Origin of the sequence: Rahnella inusitata, from assembly GCF_003263515.1 — a bacterium.
Lineage (GTDB): Bacteria > Pseudomonadota > Gammaproteobacteria > Enterobacterales > Enterobacteriaceae > Rahnella > Rahnella inusitata.
On sequence record NZ_JYDE01000024.1, the window covers coordinates 79,175 to 96,428 of the forward strand.

A 17,254-nucleotide genomic window follows, 5' to 3' on the forward strand; every position below is an offset into this window, starting at 1 on the left:
TGAATTATTATTAGCAACCTATCAATACAAATCGCCGGTTATAGACTCATGTAAATTATACAAAATTTACTAAATAATTCAGTTGATGAAGCCATATTAAACGATGTGGCTTTTTTATAGCTTTTGATTACTCATAACAAAATCAATTATAAATTACTTAGTCAGAATGGCTGTATTGATACCAGATTCAACAACTGTCATTCAGAAGTGCTTGTAGTAATGTCCTATCGCGCAATCATACGCTTCCCGCTCTGATTGCGGCGGAATGAATGCATGAGACACCCACCTTTTACCATCGTGATAAGCAACACCCCATTTCCTACCCACCGGCCAGATCGCATACACCGGATTACCCTGCTGACCGAAAACATGTTCTCTGCTCAGTCTTTCGCCCTTGGACATGAAATAAATCATCGCGCTGCAAATTTTCATCGACCGCATAAAACCCCCTTTTGCTGCTTTTGCTCTGACGTCTGAAAAATAACTATACTGTATATAATTACAGCACATCAATTTCACAAATTTCAGTTTTACAAAATGTCCGCAAATCTCTTACAGGCTGCGCCCCGTCTGGCCTCCCTCCATTTCTACAGCTCACAGATTTGATCTTCTTAACGATCCACCCATCAGACAAAAAGCAGGAATAAACCTTTAATTTCAGTTAGCTGTAATTTTTCCCTGATCCTCTGGAGATCCAGAAAACTGTAATTTACTGAAATTCTTTTCAATCTTTTCAGTTTGGGAATGACGGCGGCACCCCAGACACGGCGCGGGCTGGCGGTGTGGTTTGTAGATTTTCAAAACTGAAAAAAATTACTGACGCAAAAAGCGCAGGCGGGTGCGGTGTAGTGCAATTTCCGTGACGTCTTGCTTTGTTCCGTGGCCGCACGCAGCCCCCTGCTTTATCTGGCTGCGTGATCGTTTTAAAAGGTTTCACGGTGTGGGTGGAGGCATTGCGCGGCGCTGCGTGCGATTGAGGCGGGTTGTCTGCGGGCAATAAAAAACCCGCACTCGGCGGGTTTGATTTGGCGGATTCTGTTAACCAATGACGGGATCGTATTTCGTCTTAAGCGTAGTGGCACTGGTTCCCGTCGCTTTGATGGCCGTTGCATTCTGCGGCGCGCCGGTGTTGCTGTGCGTGTGGGCGGCGGTAAGCTCTGCCAACTGTTTCACCACGTCCAGCGTGTTTATCATCAGCTGGCAAACGTTAATCGCCTGACTCCCGATCCACACCACCGGCGCAATCACTTCCTGACGTGTCTCGGCCACGCTGCGGCGCAGCTGTCCGACCTTTTCAATCAGCTGGCCAACAACGGTTGTTTCCGCGTTGCCCTGGACGCTGGCCACGTAATTGGCCTGCGTGGCCAGACTGTAATCACCTTGGGCAATCTGCTGGATAGCACCGGCCAGCAAGGTGGCTTTGCCAAGCACCATGGTTTTATCCGTGGCCTGAACCGTGGTTTCTCTGGCCACCAGCGTGCGGGTTTCATCATCCGCAGTTATAACGCGGCTCATGGACGTTTCGCGGATCACCTGGTCTGTCTGGCGTTCCCAGTCTCCCGCCACCGTCACACGCTGCGATACACCATCGCGCTGTTGTTGCAGCTGTTCGCCATACTTTACTGCAGGCAGGCTGTTGCCCTGGGCAAGTGTCTGACGAACAAACGGCTTATCCGGGCGGCCGCCGTTAAACCCGACTTCTACCAGCGTGCCGGGTGGTGGAAACTGGAACATGCCTGACTCTCCGCCCGCCATCGGCAGCGGTAGCGGCACGGCCGGATAAAGCGGTGTGTCTTTTGCCGGATTGCCATCTGCGTCTAACAGCTGCAAGTCCACGGCATAACGTGGCCTGAACGGATCGGCAATATTCCCGTTGCTGACGTCTTCGCTGGGCGCTTCCACCCTGGCGAACTGCGGCAGGTGCAAGCCGCTGGCCAGCTCTGGATAACTGCTTTCAACCTGACGCTGAAACGGGGTTTTCTGCAATGCCTGACCTGTGGCCTTATTGCGTGGTGTCCAGGTGATTTCCATATCGTCGTTGTGCAATCTGACCTTAGTCAAACGCTGACCGTTCACCTCTACACCGGGTCGCAAAGACTGGATCAGCGGCACTGTCATACTATTGCCACCGGCAACGCTCTGGTTAAATTCGGCGGGGATTTCCACTGGCTTACCGGCAAACAGGGCATCTGCGGCCGCACCAACAAAAACGCCGCCGTCGGGCAGCTGATACCAAACGTAATCGGTAATGCTAAACGCCTTTCCCAGATTGGCTAACACCGATTGCAGCCGTGGCACTTAGGGCGTGCATGGGTAAATTGTCAGGTTTCGCTTCATTCACCGGCACTGCCGGCAAGCATTTAAGCTGTGCCAACAAACCATCTAACACCGTCGAATCATCGGTTATGTCAGTCAGCCTAATCAGCTCTTGCAGAGTTAAACGGTGTGGCTGGTCTGGATTCAGCTTATTGCGTAACACCTGAGCTGAAATCCCCATAGCCGCTGCAACCGCTGTGAGGTTGTGAGCCAGAGAAAACCGGCGGTAGGCAGTATCCAGATGCGGATGTATTGAAGTTTGATAATCAAACATGGTTGTCACCTCAATCATATTGCAATATCGAACTAAGCAACTGAAAGGTCACAATTTGATAACGCATCTACGGTTAAAGCCGCAATATTGATCATCACTTTTTCGCGCTTCATATCTTTACGGAGGCGGTGACGTGGTAATCGACCATCTGCAAGCATGTCGTTGATCGTATCCTCAGCTAAGCCAGTGAGTTCGCTATAGCGTTCGATTGTGACGTGGGGCGTGATCAGAGTGATTGAAATGTTAGGTTTCATGGGGCAACATTCCTTTATTAGCAGTGGTTAAAAGTTGTAAGTGGTGATGGTTCACATTTTGAAATCATGGGAACTATAAGATCACTAAATGAAATCGTCAACATAAATGTTCACATGGTGAAATCGAATGGATTTAGATAAAGGTGGGCGAGGTGCAATTGAGCGTATGGTTGAAGCCTATGGATTTACTACACGGCAAGCTTTATGCGACAAACTTGGAGTATCTAAAAGCACCTTGGCTACACGTTACATGAGAGATTCGTTCCCCTCAGATTGGGTAATTCAGTGCGCCTTGGAAACTGGGGTAGCTTTGAAATGGCTAACTTTGGGTTCTGGACCGGTTTATGAGAATGCTCGAACAGACGTAATTGAAGTGCCCCGCAAAAAGATTATGGACGGTCAACTAGTTGATGCTAGTTATATAATGTTCGACAAAGTATTTGCACCTGATACATCAGGAAAATTAGAGATAATAACTAGTGATAGTTTTTCATACTTTATTGATAACGATGTTAAAGACATTGAAGATGGATTATGGGTTCTTAATATTGAAGGGAAGGTAAGTATTCGTGAAATTATTCGCATCCCTGTACAAAGAATAAGAATTATGGGAGCGAACTCATTCGAATGTTCTTTGGAGGATATCGAATTCGTTAGTAAAGTTGTCGGTGTATTTGAAAAACTTAATTAGTACGTTTGATTATTTTATAAAAGGATATTATATGAAAATCTCAGGAAAGTCTTTAAGAAGCATTGATAAGTTAGTATCTCTAGCTGCTGGTTTAAAAGAGGTTATTTTAGGCGTTAATCTCAGCAATATTGATAAGGAAACCCTACATAAAATAGGGTTTACTGAAAAAATATTAGAAGGTGATTCTATACTACCAACGCCAGTTGGAAAAACAACAACCTTTAATGCTAGAGGAAAGGAAATAAAACGACCAGATTTACCTAAAGAGACTTACCACGTAACCTACAACAGCACTACTTATGACTGGCATAAACAACCTCATTACGGCACTAAAACTCGTACAGCCTTAAGGATAGCGAGAGAGTATATTCCCGCTCCGTCAATTTTTTTAACACTCGCCAATATAAATGGACAATTATATATAATATCACCGGTTATATTCATTGATGATAAAAATAAAGAATATAACTTGCATGTTATTAACGTTTTACTGGAATGCTTTGGTGAGTTCGAATTACTTGATAATTCACAAAAGCCATTACATACCACTAAGTTCAGGAAAATTCAGTGGGATATTTTACCTAGAGGCGTATACCCATGGTCTAAAGTTGCCGAAATGATACTTTCAGGCACGGCAAATTTAGATAAAGATGAGGCCGAAATAATAAAATATCGTCTATCTATTATGAATTCCTATCAACCTGATTTTATAGGAGTTGGTCACGGCGGTTTCAACGGTTATTTTGTTTTTGGTTTTGAAAACAAAAACACTTACATCCTCGAGAGTATTTATCTAGATAATGCCACATACATTTTCCATGAACAATGGGAACCATTATCGAAATTAACAAAAAATGAAATAATAAATAGTGATATTGAACATATACGAATAATACATGATAAAAAATGGAAGCAAGCAGTAGGTATTGCGATCACAAGATCTAAAAGGGGACAAGCATGATTAACGCAAGTTCAGATGTTACATTCGAAATCAGAGATGAATATAAAAGAAAAGAGATAGCTATTAAAATAAATGAGCTTCTTGACTCAGACGTTGATATTTCACCATTGGTAATTGACGGGGGGTGGGGAACAGGTAAAACAGAATTTTGTTTAAAGCTAACAAATATGTTAAATGAAAATACCGAAAATCCACGAGCAGTTTATATAGATGCCTTTAAAGAAGACCATACTGATGCACCTCTCTTAACAATACTTGCTGCTATCATTGCTTTACTACCTAAAAATGAAGCTAAAAATCTCATTGCAAAAGCTTTGCCCGCCTTAAAATTTGGCTTAAAGACTGGACTAAAAGCTACAGCTGGGTGGCTGCTTAAGCAAAATGCTGATGAATTATCCAGTGAATTTGCAGATGCAATTAGCGATACAAATGACGCAATTATTGATAAAACCGTCGAATCAATGTTGCATGAGCATATCGATGCTGAAAAAAACATACAAACACTTAAATCCGCGTTAAAAGAAATAACACAGTCTCAGCCGCTTATAATAATCATTGATGAGCTTGATAGATGTAAGCCCAGTTTCTCAGTCTCAATCATTGAAAATATTAAACATGTTTTTGATGTTGAGAATGTCAATTTTATTTTAGTTACAAACACAGCTCAGTTATATGCTTCAATTAATCATATGTATGGCTCCGCAGTCAACTCAAGACAATATTTAGATAAATTTATAAAATTCTCTATCACATTGCCCACTTTTTACAAACCACATGGCACGACTCCAACTAACGCATCGCTAAGGCACTGGAAAAATATTTCTCAAGATGATGAAACTCTTTTACGAGCGAACTCAGGCTCAGAGAAAATGATAACCTCTCTTATTAATCATGGCGAATTATCATTAAGAGAGGTAGAGACTTTTGCTCGTCACATTAAAATATTTCAAATATTGACTCAAAATTCAATCGATTCTAATAGTAATACTGACTATAACTACCTTGAGATTTTTGGGATATTTTTATATTGCTTTGATAAAAAGTCTGCTAAATCAATTCTAAATCGATCAATAAACTTGGATGCGATAGGTGACACGTTAAATATTAAAGAATTTAACTATATTAGGAATCGTGACCAATCAACAATCCAAATTCTACTTTATGGATTAATAAGAGACAGCGATTACCCATCTTTTCGATTCCCTAGGCCAGATGATGAGCAAAAAGTAAAATGGGATTATTATCTAACCGGCTCCTATCAAACTATCAACTATGACGATAAAGGGTTTTCCTCTATCGTCGCGGCGGCAATTAGTAATATCATGCTTTCCTCATAATTTTTGAATGTTTTTATTTCGCGAAACCTACATTGACCACTGTTGTTTTGTACAGTTAAATATCCCCTTCTTAGGAGGGGATCAAGAATGACAGTCCGTAAACTTACAACCGGCCATTGGATATGTGAATGCTACCCTGCTGGCCGTTCTGGCCGCAGGGTTCGTAAACAGTTCGCTACTAAAGGTGACGCATTAGCCTTCGAACGCCACACTATGGACGAAGCTAACAATAAGCCTTGGCTGGGTGAGAAAGCTGACCGACGGAGTTTGGGGGATATCGCAAAACTTTGGTACAACCTACATGGTCAGGCGCTTTCTGCCGGCTCACTCATCTATAAGAAAATTTGTCTTATGGTGGCGGCTCTAGGTAATCCTCCCGCTACTACTTTTACAGCAAAGGATTTCGCTCACTATCGTGATAAACGAATGAATGGAGAAATCTATTATTCTGAACGTTGGCGACAAGGGGCGGCACCTGTGACAGTGAACCTTGAGCAAAGTTATCTGAACAGCATGTTCAATGAACTGATTCGTTTAGGAGAATGGAAACAACCGAATCCCCTCGAAACTCTGCGAAAGTTTGCAACAGCAGAAAAAGAAATGGCCTGGCTAGATCACGAACAGATCAACACTCTGCTCGCTGCATGTAGTAGAGGAAAACCAGATTTGCCTCTTGTGGTTAAAATCTGTTTAAGCACTGGGGCAAGGTGGCGAGAAGCAGAAAAACTCACCCGAAGTCAAATCACTCCTTATAAAATTACCTTCGTCAAAACCAAGGGTAAGAAGAATCGTAGCGTTCCAATAAGCAAAGAGCTCTATGAAGAAATCATTGCTCAAGACACAAATCCACTTTTTAGCGAATGTTACTTTCAATTCATGGCAGCCATCAACTCCACCGACATCGAATTACCACGTGGTCAGCTTACACATGTTCTTAGGCATACCTTTGCTGCACATTTTATGACTTCAGGTGGCAACATCTTAGTTTTACAAAGAATCCTTGGCCATTCTGATATACAGATGACTATGAGACATGCGCACTTTGCTCCGGAGCACCTCGAAACAGCCCTGCATTTCAACCCGTTGGCCAAAATGAAAAGTGGCGATAGAAGAAGGCAATAGTCCTAATTCATCACCCGTCGTCACTCAATCAACATCATGAAATATCTGTAATTTATTGATTTTAAAAGACCCGGTGAGATTCCCGGGTTTTTTATTATCTGAATTTTGTCGTCACCTTGCTGCAACGCCCCTCAGTTCTCAATCACCCTTACCAGCGTTCCATCAATATCAATCATTACGCCCATTTTCATGCCCCATGACTGGGTTTCGGGCAGATGGACACAGGGACGCGTATGCGGATCTTCACCGATTCCGGCGGCCTTGAAGTCCGCGAACATCGCATCGGCATCATCGACGCGCAGGCAACAACTGAACCAGCTGGTCGCCGGATCGAGGTCGGGATGCAGGAAAAATTCCAGAATGATGCCGCCGCGAACCATGATCAGCCAGCTGTCGTCGACGTAGGTTTTAGTGAAACCGAAGCTGCCGTAAAAGCGCTGGGTTTCTTCAAAATTGCGGGAAGGAAGATTGGGTGTGGCGTGATCGGTCATGACGAGCCTCGGCGAATTTCAGGTTTATCAAAGGATAAGCCATGATGCATGAGGTCGCAGGAAAATTAAATGTGTAACGCTAAACAAAAAACCCTTCCCAAACGGGAAGGGAATTAGACACAGCAGGCTAACAGGCCCGAATAAATGTGGGCAATAAACGGTTTATCAGAACTGATAAACCAAACCTACCGCGACAATATCGTCGGTAGCAATACCGGCATCACGGGTCAGACGGGTGTCGTCCATCAGGTTAATTTTGTAATCGACGTAGGTCAGCATGTTTTTGTTGAAGAAGTAAGACGCGCCGACATCAACATACTTGGTCAGGTTTTGTTTACCATAACCTTCAACGCTTCTTGCGTGTGACTGCACGTAGGCAACCGACGGACGCAGACCGAAGTCAAACTGGTATTGTGCAACGGCTTCAAAGTTCTGCGCTTTATCTGCATACCCGTAAGCCTTGCTGCCCGCTGAACCGAAGCGATTGGCGTTGTAGCTCTGGGTGTACATCGCTGCCAGATAAACATTGTTGGCATCGTATTTCAGGCCGCCGCTGTAAGCAGTGGCTTTGTCGCCGTTACCCAGAATCGCTGAATTGTTGCGACCGTTCTGTTCGTTGGTGCGGTCAGATGCCATCATCGCAGCGGCAGCACTGAAGCCTTCGCCAAGATCATATGACAGGGACATGCCGTAGCCGTCGCCGTTTTGAGCCAGCACGTCGCGACCGTTGTTGGTTTCAGTGGCGCTGCCATTTTTACCCTGATACTGCACCGCAACATCCAGACCATCGACCATGCCGAAGAAGTTCTGGTTACGGTAAGTCAGGACGCCGTTGGCACGCTGGAACATGAAGTTGTCTGCGCCGTAAGTATCACCGCCGAACTCAGGCAGAACGTCGGTCCATGCTGCGACGTCGTACATCACGCCGTAATTACGGCCGTAATCCAGTGAACCGAACTCAGCAAATTTCAGACCGGCGAAGCCCACACGGGTGAAGTTATTCGCATCATCGCTTTCCGCTTTATTCAGCGCAGCCTGATATTCCCACTGGCCGTAACCGGTCAGTTCGTTGCTGATTTGAGTTTCGCCGCGCAGACCGAAACGCATATACGACTGGTCACCGTCGGAACCATTGTCATTAGAAAAATAGTGCAGGCCGTCAATTTTACCGTAGAGGTCAAGTTTGTTGCCGTCTTTATTATAAATTTCAGCAGCGCCTGCGGTGCCTGCCATCATCAGTGCCGGGATTACCAGAGAAAGTACGCGCAATTTCATCATCAATATCCTTGATCAATTTATAAATTGTATTATTTGCCGTCAGGCAAGTTTTATTACTCCTTACTGCGAAGCTTTATATCTTCTTCAGAACCGGAGCAGATGGACGTCAAAATAAACGAGGATAAGTTCCGTTGCAACCAGTAATTATTTGAAATAGTTTTCGTTTAAGAATGATTTAGAAAAATAACGCCGAGCAACAATACTATTAACATCTACTGGCTGATCCACCAATATTTCGCCTGAAAAAACCTTAAGATGTAAATACAATACACATGAATTTCAATACATTATATGTAACGCACCCACTGATTTTTATAATTTCAGTTTAGGTACATCTTATTAAAAAGTGACTATTATTACGCAATTCATCCCCTGTCTTACCCTGTTTTTTTGTCATGCGGCATTTCGGGATTGTAAGGTTTTGTATAGCTTACGTTGTTTCTTAACGTTATTATTGCGTTTAACATAGTCATATTTTACCGATGTGAATAATCTGATCCGGGGAAATAGTTCTTATTGTTGCCCTCCGGTATTTTTTTCTGACAATAAAAAACCACCCGGACGGTGGTTTTTTATACTTCGTGCACGGTGGCAATATTACAAGATGCGTTCGAGTCGCTGATCTTTACCGCCTAAACGTCCGTCAGTCTGATTCCATTCCTTTTCGTACGCCTTATAAGCAAACACAAAGGCCTGATGGCCGTCTTCAAAATTCTGATCAGGGCGTTTGTGCCAGCCGGAATAGGCGTCATAACGCAAAATCTCATATACGCCATCTGCCGGACGAATAAGGTAGGTATAATGCTCACAATACTCCGGCGCGTAAGGAATATCCTCGCCCTCTTCCAGAGTGATGAACAGACCGCCGAGGCGTAATTTAATCATCGATATCCTTTTTCATGATCCACAATTTGGTGGTTTGCGTTTCGGTTACATAGGCACTTTCAATCACCTGATGCATGCCCTGACGCTGATAAAACCCTATGGCGGGCAGATTACTTTGCAACACGTCCAGCCACAAGACTGGCTGCTGACGTTCTCTGGCTGCGGCTTCCACGGCGGCAAACACCCGTGATCCGGCACCGCGCGCGCGACTTTGCGGCGTGAAATAGAGTTTGCAAAGTTTCGCCCCCTGGCCTTTTGCAATTCCCAGCGGTTGATCAAAATGAAGTTTAGCAAACCCGATGGCATTGCCGTGTTCCAGCGCGATAATCCAGCGGTAACGGGCATCCTGCAAACTGCTCTGCATTTCTTCATCGCCAAAATCATGCGCCAGAAAGGCTTCCAGTTCGTCGCTATTGTGCCACAAATCGCCAAAATAGTGACGATAGGTCTCCCTGCCCAGCTGTTGTAACGTGATCAAATCTTCAATTACCGCCTGCCGAATCTCCACCCTGTTGCTCTCCCTTTCTGATTTTATTTACACTGTTTCGGCCAAAATGAATTGGCAATTAAGATTATTTTTATAGGAGTCATTCTTATGACGCAAAACATTTACGACGATCAGGCTTTTTTTGAGGGTTACGCCCAGCTGGGCCGCTCGCAGTTCGGTCTTGCTGGTGCGCCCGAATGGCCGTCACTGAAAGCGATGCTGAATAATGTCGAAGGTGGCCGTGTGGTCGATCTCGGTTGCGGTTACGGCTGGTTCTGCCGCGAGGCGCGGGAACTGGGCGCTGAAGACGTGCTGGGTCTGGACGTGTCGGAGAAAATGCTGGCGAAGGCGCGATCAATGACCTCGGATCCGGGGATCCGCTATGTGCGGCAAGATCTCGAAAGCCTGACGCTACCCAAAAATGCTTTTGAACTGGCCTACAGTTCCCTCACGCTGCATTACATCGTGGCGCTGCCTGCGCTGCTCGACACGGTTTATCGTGCGTTATCGCCCGGTGGATCTTTTGTTTTCTCGGCTGAACACCCGATCTATACCGCGCCGTCGAATCCCGGCTGGCATATTGATGAGCGCGGGCAGAAAAGCTGGCCGGTTGATGGCTATCAGCGCGAAGGCAAACGCATCACAAACTGGTTTGCAGAAGGTGTCATCAAACAGCACCGCACGCTGGGCACCTATATCAGTTTGCTGATTAATGCAGGTTTCGTTATCCGCGAGCTGAACGAATGGGGACCTTCCGCTGAGCAGATCGCCGCCGTTCCTGCGCTGGCCGAAGAAGCCGAACGCCCGATGCTGTTCCTGATGTCCGTTCAAAAACCTCGCTAATACCCTTCCTCACGACCACGTCCGACACGTTTTCTTTCACTTTTTTGTCAGGCATTTTTGCCGGGAGGCTCGTCCTCCCGCCTGCTTAAGGTTTTGTTAAGCTCCCCCCGTATAAAATCAGTCACATCGGGAAACTATACAGCGCATCAATGAATTCGATATTCAGACGATCCCCTCTGTACGTTAACGGCAGCATAAACTAACGTGGAACTCACTTTTAGATGTGTTGTCAGTCTGTTACTGGAACATTTTTAAGGCTCTTTTAGCCTTTTGTTGATGAGGGTACGTTTATGGAGCAGTTGAACCATCTGCTTTTTTTATGGATTAACGCAACGCCGGCTTCGCCGGAGGCACTGATTAAGCTGGCGATATTTTTGGCGGATGATCTGATAATGATCGTCCCGGTGTTGATTATCGGACTGTGGCTGTGGGGCCATCGCGAGCACATCGGTCAGCAACGCGAGCTGGTCAGCAAAACCGCCATAGCGCTGTTGTTCGCGATGGCCACCGCCAAAGCCCTGTCGGAACTTTTCCCGCATGCACGCCCTTTTGTCGAAGGCTTCGGTTATAACTTCCTGCATCATTCACCTGATGACTCCTTCCCGAGCGATCACGGCACGGCGATCTTCACCTTCGCGCTGTCGTTCCTGTTCTGGCACCGTTTGTGGTCAGGGGCATTGCTGATGGTCACCGCGCTCGGCATCGCCTGGTCGCGGGTCTATCTTGGCGTGCACTGGCCGCTGGATATGCTGGGAGGATTACTGGTCGGGATGCTCGGCTGCCTGTTCTCACAGCTGGTATGGAACCTGTTCGGCGAGCAGATTAACGCGCTGATGTGTAAGGTTTACCGCTTCGGATTTGCCTTCCCTATTCGCAAAGGTTGGGTACGCGGCTAATTAAGAAATACACATTGTGGATATAAAAAAGCGAGGCTCTGTGAGCCTCGCTTTTTATTTGCTGCAACGTCAGTTATTTGCCAAATACGCTGCCAAACAGTCCGCTGATTTTCATCATCACAAAGTCCCAGATGCGGCTGAAGAAGCCCCCTTCTTTCACTTCCTGCAAAGCGACCAGCGGGCGTTGTTCGATAACTTTGCCGTCCAGACTGAAATCAACCGTACCGACCACCTGATTTTTCGCCAGCGGGGCTTCGAGCTGCGGCGTGGTCAGGTTGAAGCTGGCTTTCAGATTTTTCAGCTGGCCTTTCGGCATGGTCAGCGAAGCATTTTCCGCGACACCCAGCGGCACCATTTTCTCATCGCCAAACCAGACCCGCTGGCTGGTAAAGGCATCACCGGCTTTGATTGGCGTCAGCGTCTCGTAGAAGCGGAAACCCCAGGTCAGCAGGCTCTCGCTTTCATTAAAACGAATACGGTCACTCGGCGCGCCCATCACTACCGCAATCAGACGCATACCGGTGGAGTCACTGGCAGAAGACACTAAATTGTAGCCCGCGCCAGAGGTGTAGCCGGTTTTGATGCCGTCAACGTTGAGATTGCTGCTCCACAGCAGGCGGTTACGGTTAATTTGCTTGATGTGGTTGAAAGTAAATTCTTTCTCTTTATGCAGCGCATATTCTTCCGGCGTATCGCGGATCAGCGCCTGCGACAGCAGTGCCATGTCGGTGGCCGAGGTGTATTGCCCGTCAGCATCCAGCCCGTGTACCGTTTTGAAATGGGTGTTTTGCAGCTTCAGCTGCTCCGCGTAACGGTTCATCAGATTGACGAAAGAATCCTGGCTTCCCGCCACGAAATCCGCCAGCGCGATGCTCGCATCGTTACCTGACTGGATAACAATGCCTTTATTGAGTTCGGAAACCGGCACGCGGTCGCCCGGCTTGAGGAACATCAGGGAAGATCCGCGCAGCACCGGATTGCCGGTCGCCCAGGCATCGTTGCCTACGGAAACCAGATCGTCGGATTTGATTTTGCCGGATTTGATAGCCTGACCGACCACGTAGCTGACCATGATTTTACTCAGGCTGGCCGGGTCGAGGCGCGTATCAGGGTTTGATTCAGCGATGATTTTTCCGCTGTTGTAATCCATCAGCACCCAGGATTTTGCGTTCACCTGAGGTGCCACCGGGGCGTTGTCGGCCTGAGCGGCAGGAAGGGAAAGCAACATTACTCCGCCGCCCAGCGCGTAAATAAAAGTCCGTTTGAATTGGGAAGAAATAGTCATAGGTATCAGCGCTTTTGTCCGGGTTACTGAAATTTATCTTATCTTTCAATCAGATTGTGCAAGTCTGCAGGTGTAAAAACTACTGCTTTCCGGGTTGGGAATAAACCTAAATAGTGTAAAGATCTTAAGAATAGGTGAATTTTCTGATGCTTGCGCGAAACGCCCTGGTGAAAAAATCCGCGCTGACGCCTGCTTCATCATATTGATAAACACCCATCCAACTCCAGAATACATAAGAAATATCTATAACAATAAGCGCCTTACCCCCAACGCGACCTCAACGATTTTGCGCAAAGTTTCGCACATCAGACCGCAAAATCACGGATAAAGGCCTCACTCTCGCGGCTGACCTCATCGCGGATAAAATCGATAAATTCACTCAGCGCCACCGAACGCCTTTTGCCCGCCGGCGTCTGCAACTGTAACGTCCGCTGGCTGAGCTGCTCGATGTTAACCGATTTTACCCGCAGGTCGTCGCGCCGTGCTTTATACAGAATCGAGAAATGGCTGCACGCCACAATCGCCCCCGGCGTTTGCACCATAAAATCATACAACGTCGAGAATCGGTTACAGCTGACAGCAGGCTCGAGGAAGATGCCGCTCATCCGGCAGGATAAATCGAACAGCTGGCGGATAGTGCTGCCCTGCTCATTCATTGCCAGCGGATAAGGATGCAGATCGGTGAGCTGTAAATCGCCCTCAGCCAGCGGATGATCCTGTCGCATGACCATGCGCACCGGTGCCGGAAAGGACGCCATGACATCAACGCCGCGTTCGGCGACCAGACTGAACTGCAATGCCAGTTCCACTTCGCCGCTGTGGATCATCTCTGACACTTCCGCCGCCGTGCCAACGTTGAGATAAAACATCACGCCGGGATTGATCAGCCGGAAACGCGAGAACAACTGCGGCAGCAGATCAAACGCCAGTCCGTCAGTGCAGGCCATACGGATCACCGTCCGCCGGACTGCATTCAGCCCCTGAATCTCGGCAATCGCGTGTTCCATGTCCATCATGCTTTTTCGCACGTGGTTTTCCAGAATCTGTCCGGCATCGTTGAGCACCATGCCACGTGCATGACGCTCAAACAGCGGCGCGCCTATACGTTCTTCCAGCCGCTGGATCTGACGACTGATGGCGGAAACCGCGACAAAAAGTTGCTTACTGGCCGCGCTCAGCGAACCGGAATTGGCCACCGCGAGGAAATAACGAATTTCAGTACTTTGCATGGCGGACGTGCCTCATAAGTGTGCAGACGAGCATTACATTAAAAGCAACGCTAAGTTGCAATTATTATTATTGTGGCAACGCTTACGCAGCGCTTAGAGTGAAACTGCTAAAAAAACCAACAATAAGATGACAAACACAACATAAGCAGGTTCCTCATGACAGCGGATAATATCGTTGAACAGGCATTAGCCTGGTTCGATCAGGGTGAATATCAGCGCATTCTGGCGCGCCGTGTCGCTATTGCTACCGAAAGCCAGAGTATTTCACGCGACGCCGAACTGGCGCGCTACCTCGATGAAGAGATAAAACCGGCGTTGTCGGCGATGGGCTTTCGTCTGCTCAGCGTCGATAATCCTCACGCCGCGAACCGTCCCTTCCTGATTGCGATTCGCATTGAAGACAGCGCGCTGCCGACGGTGCTCAGTTACGGCCACGGCGACGTGGTGTTCGGTGACGATGAGAACTGGCGCAGCGATCTTTCCCCCTGGACGTTGAAAGAAGAAGGCGACCGCTGGTACGGACGCGGCAGCGCGGACAACAAAGGCCAGCACAGCATCAACCTCGCGGCGCTGGAGCAAATCTTCAAAGCACGCAACGGGCGTCTGGGCTTTAACTGCAAACTGCTGTTCGAAATGGGCGAAGAGATCAGCTCTCCCGGTCTGGCCGATTTGTGCCGCACCTATAAAGAAGAACTGAGCGCGGATATTTTCCTCGCCTCCGACGGCCCGCGCCTGAGTGCCGTTCGCCCGACGCTGTTTCTCGGCTCACGCGGTGCGGTGAATTTTCGCCTGACAGTCAACGCCCGCGACAACGCGTATCACTCAGGAAACTGGGGCGGCCTGCTCACCAATCCCGGCACGCAGCTGGCGAACGCGCTGGCCTGTCTGGTGAATCAGCACGGTCAGTTGCAGGTCACGGCGCTCAAACCGCCTGCGGTCAGCGAGGCGATTCGTGAAATCCTCAGCGACGTCGAGGTCGGCGGTGGTGAAAACGATCCACAGATAGACCAACACTGGGGCGAAGCCGGTCTGACGCCGACCGAGCGACTCTACACGTGGAATCAGCTGGAAGTCCTGTCATTCCTGACCGGCAATCCGCAGCGCCCGATGAACGCCATTCCCGGCCACGCCACAGCGGTGTGCCAGCTGCGTTTTGTGGTGGGCACCGACTGGCAAAATCTGGCGAAGCATGTGCGCGCGCATCTTGATGCCCGTGGCTTCCCGCAGGTAGAGGTGGAATTCATGCGCGGTTCTCCGGCAACCCGCTTTGACCCGACCGATCCGCTGGTCGGCTGGGCGCTGGGCATCATGCAGCAAACCACCGGCAAAAAACCGGCGCTGCTGCCGAACCTCGGTGGCTCACTGCCCAATGACGTCTTCGCCGACATTCTTGGCCTGCCGACGCTGTGGGTGCCGCATTCATATCCGGCCTGCGGCCAGCACGGCGTCAATGAACATATGCTGATTTCGGTAGCCCGCGAAGGGCTGGCTGTCATGACCCATCTGTTATGGGATCTCGGCGAACAGGGTTCCGCCCTGCTCGGTCAACATCACGCACATCAAAGCGCGCAAGCCGGAGTGGTTCAATGAGCCAGATAACTGCATCTTCAACACCGGTCAACAGCACGGCTGAAAAGCCTAACCTGATGAAAACGCTGTTCGCTACCTGTATCGGTAACGCGCTGGAATGGTTTGATATCGCGATCTACGGCTTCTTTGCCAGCTATATCGCCCACGCCTATTTCCCGACCTCTGACCCGACCGTTTCGCTGTTACTCACCTTCGGCAGCTTTGGCGTTTCCTTCCTGATCCGTCCGCTGGGCGCGATTGTGCTGGGAGCCTATGCCGATAAACACGGGCGCAAGGCCTCGCTGCTGATGTCCATTAGCCTGATGATGCTCGGCGGCCTGATCATTGTGATCACCCCGTCTTATGGCACCATCGGCATGGCGGCGCCGCTGCTTATCCTCGCGGCGCGCCTGATTCAGGGCTTCTCGGCGGGCGGTGAATTCGGCAGTTCTACGGCATTTCTGGTGGAACATTTTCCGGAGCGCAAAGCCTTTATCGCCAGCTGGCAGTTCGCCACGCAGGGCGCGAGTACGTTGCTGGCCTCGGCGTTTGGTCTTGGGTTATCGGCTCTGCTGACGGAAACACAGCTTCAGGACTGGGGATGGCGCATTCCGTTTATCTTTGGCCTGCTGATTGGCCCGGTGGGGTTATATATTCGCCGCCATATTAAAGAGTCCGAAAGCTTCCGCACCGCTGAAAAAACGGCGTCACCGCTGAAAGAAATTGTGCGGGCGCAGAAAGGTCTGTTCTTTATCGCCATCGGCCTGATGGTAGTGTCGACCGCCATTAACTACATGCTGAACTACGTGCCGACATATGCCACCAAAACGCTGCATCTTCCGGCTTCGGCGGGCTTTACCGCCACGTTGTCTGCCGGGATTATCCTGACGGTAGTGACGCCGCTGATGGGGTTATGGGCGGAAAAAGTGGGCCGTCTGCCGCTGATGTGGGGCTCGCTGCTGCTGATGCTGGTCTCCATCTATCCGGCATTCTGGCTGATGCTCGAATACACCTCGGCGCTGTCATTGCTGCTGCTTATCAGCTGGCTGGCGTTGCTGAAATCGGTATATTTCTCCGCCGTGCCGTCGATGATGGCGGACCTGTTCCCGATAACCACCCGCGCCAGCGGCATGGCCATCAGTTACAACGTAGCGGTTACCGTATTTGGGGGTTTCGCACCGTTCATCTGTACGCTGCTGATTTCCGCCACCGGCAGCAGTCTGGCACCGGGCTATTACCTGATGGTCGTCGCGCTGCTCAGCGTCTGGTCATTGTTTAAAGCGCAGAAACTTCAGCGTTAACCCACATGACATCACGCTCAGTGACTGCAACACGC

At 48.7% G+C, this 17,254-nt stretch carries 15 protein-coding genes and 2 pseudogenes; 8 read left to right on the top strand and 9 right to left on the bottom strand.

The features are described 5' to 3' along the window. Positions 1-1,038: 1,038 nt before the first annotated feature. From TU92_RS15515 to TU92_RS15525, 3 genes and pseudogenes are all read right to left on the bottom strand, one after another. Positions 1,039-2,280: pseudogene (locus TU92_RS15515) on the bottom strand (hypothetical protein); the annotation flags it as partial. Then, a pseudogene (locus TU92_RS15520) lies at positions 2,279-2,590 on the bottom strand (phage regulatory CII family protein); the annotation flags it as partial. The pseudogenes TU92_RS15515 and TU92_RS15520, both read right to left, overlap by 2 nt. Before the next feature lie 32 nt (positions 2,591-2,622). After that, on the bottom strand, positions 2,623-2,844 hold the full coding sequence (locus TU92_RS15525; RefSeq protein WP_112168118.1) for a regulator: 222 nt from the start codon (positions 2,842-2,844) through the stop codon (positions 2,623-2,625). A gap of 127 nt (positions 2,845-2,971) precedes the next feature. Here TU92_RS15525 and TU92_RS15530 point away from each other — a divergent pair, with 127 nt between their 5' ends. The 4 genes from TU92_RS15530 to TU92_RS15545 all read left to right on the top strand — a co-directional run bounded on the left by TU92_RS15530 (position 2,972) and on the right by TU92_RS15545 (position 6,955). Further along, complete coding sequence (locus TU92_RS15530; protein ID WP_112168119.1) at positions 2,972-3,535, top strand: phage repressor protein CI; 564 nt, start codon at positions 2,972-2,974, stop codon at positions 3,533-3,535. A 31-nt stretch (positions 3,536-3,566) separates the two neighbouring features. Beyond that, entirely contained in the window at positions 3,567-4,496 is a 930-nt protein-coding gene (locus tag TU92_RS15535) for a hypothetical protein (RefSeq protein WP_112168120.1), read from the top strand. After that, positions 4,493-5,833, top strand: coding sequence for a KAP family P-loop NTPase fold protein (locus TU92_RS15540; protein WP_112168121.1), 1,341 nt, complete (start codon positions 4,493-4,495; stop codon positions 5,831-5,833). Before TU92_RS15535 ends, TU92_RS15540 begins: the two co-directional genes overlap by 4 nt. A gap of 87 nt (positions 5,834-5,920) precedes the next feature. Continuing rightward, positions 5,921-6,955, top strand: a complete 1,035-nt coding sequence (locus TU92_RS15545) for a phage integrase (protein ID WP_112168122.1) — start codon at positions 5,921-5,923, stop codon at positions 6,953-6,955. A gap of 131 nt (positions 6,956-7,086) precedes the next feature. Here TU92_RS15545 and TU92_RS15550 read toward each other — a convergent pair whose 3' ends face one another. The 4 genes from TU92_RS15550 to TU92_RS15565 form a co-directional block, all read right to left on the bottom strand. Then, a complete protein-coding gene (locus TU92_RS15550; RefSeq protein WP_112168123.1) occupies positions 7,087-7,446 on the bottom strand; it encodes a bleomycin resistance protein in 360 nt (119 codons plus the stop codon). Positions 7,447-7,611: 165 nt separating this feature from the next. Next, positions 7,612-8,721, bottom strand: a complete 1,110-nt coding sequence (gene ompC, locus TU92_RS15555) for a porin OmpC (protein ID WP_112168124.1) — start codon at positions 8,719-8,721, stop codon at positions 7,612-7,614. A gap of 600 nt (positions 8,722-9,321) precedes the next feature. Next, positions 9,322-9,609, bottom strand: coding sequence for a hypothetical protein (locus TU92_RS15560; RefSeq protein WP_112168125.1), 288 nt, complete (start codon positions 9,607-9,609; stop codon positions 9,322-9,324). Further along, the gene (locus TU92_RS15565) at positions 9,602-10,117 is read right to left on the bottom strand and encodes a GNAT family N-acetyltransferase (RefSeq protein ID WP_112168126.1); all 516 of its coding nucleotides are present in this window, start codon (positions 10,115-10,117) and stop codon (positions 9,602-9,604) included. Before TU92_RS15565 ends, TU92_RS15560 begins: the two co-directional genes overlap by 8 nt. 87 nt (positions 10,118-10,204) lie before the next feature. Here TU92_RS15565 and TU92_RS15570 point away from each other — a divergent pair, with 87 nt between their 5' ends. Further along, positions 10,205-10,939 carry a class I SAM-dependent methyltransferase gene (locus tag TU92_RS15570; RefSeq protein ID WP_112168127.1) on the top strand — a complete coding sequence of 245 codons (735 nt, stop codon included), beginning with the start codon at positions 10,205-10,207 and terminating at the stop codon, positions 10,937-10,939. 290 nt (positions 10,940-11,229) lie between these two features. Then, positions 11,230-11,835, top strand: coding sequence for an undecaprenyl-diphosphate phosphatase (gene ybjG, locus TU92_RS15575; RefSeq protein WP_112168128.1), 606 nt, complete (start codon positions 11,230-11,232; stop codon positions 11,833-11,835). Positions 11,836-11,908: 73 nt separating this feature from the next. Here the strand turns inward: ybjG and TU92_RS15580 are convergent, their stop codons facing one another. Continuing rightward, entirely contained in the window at positions 11,909-13,120 is a 1,212-nt protein-coding gene (locus tag TU92_RS15580; protein ID WP_112168129.1) for a serine hydrolase, read from the bottom strand. A gap of 305 nt (positions 13,121-13,425) precedes the next feature. Beyond that, a complete protein-coding gene (locus tag TU92_RS15585) occupies positions 13,426-14,349 on the bottom strand; it encodes a LysR family transcriptional regulator (protein WP_112168130.1) in 924 nt (307 codons plus the stop codon). Positions 14,350-14,505: 156 nt separating this feature from the next. Between TU92_RS15585 and TU92_RS15590 the strand changes: the two genes are divergently transcribed. Together TU92_RS15590 and TU92_RS15595 are read left to right on the top strand one after the other, a co-directional pair. Further along, a complete protein-coding gene (locus TU92_RS15590) occupies positions 14,506-15,939 on the top strand; it encodes a M20 family metallopeptidase (protein ID WP_112168131.1) in 1,434 nt (477 codons plus the stop codon). After that, positions 15,936-17,219: an MFS transporter gene (locus TU92_RS15595; RefSeq protein WP_112168132.1), complete on the top strand. Its 1,284-nt coding sequence runs from the start codon at positions 15,936-15,938 to the stop codon at positions 17,217-17,219. The genes TU92_RS15590 and TU92_RS15595 overlap by 4 nt, the downstream gene beginning before the upstream one ends. Positions 17,220-17,254: the final 35 nt, after the last annotated feature.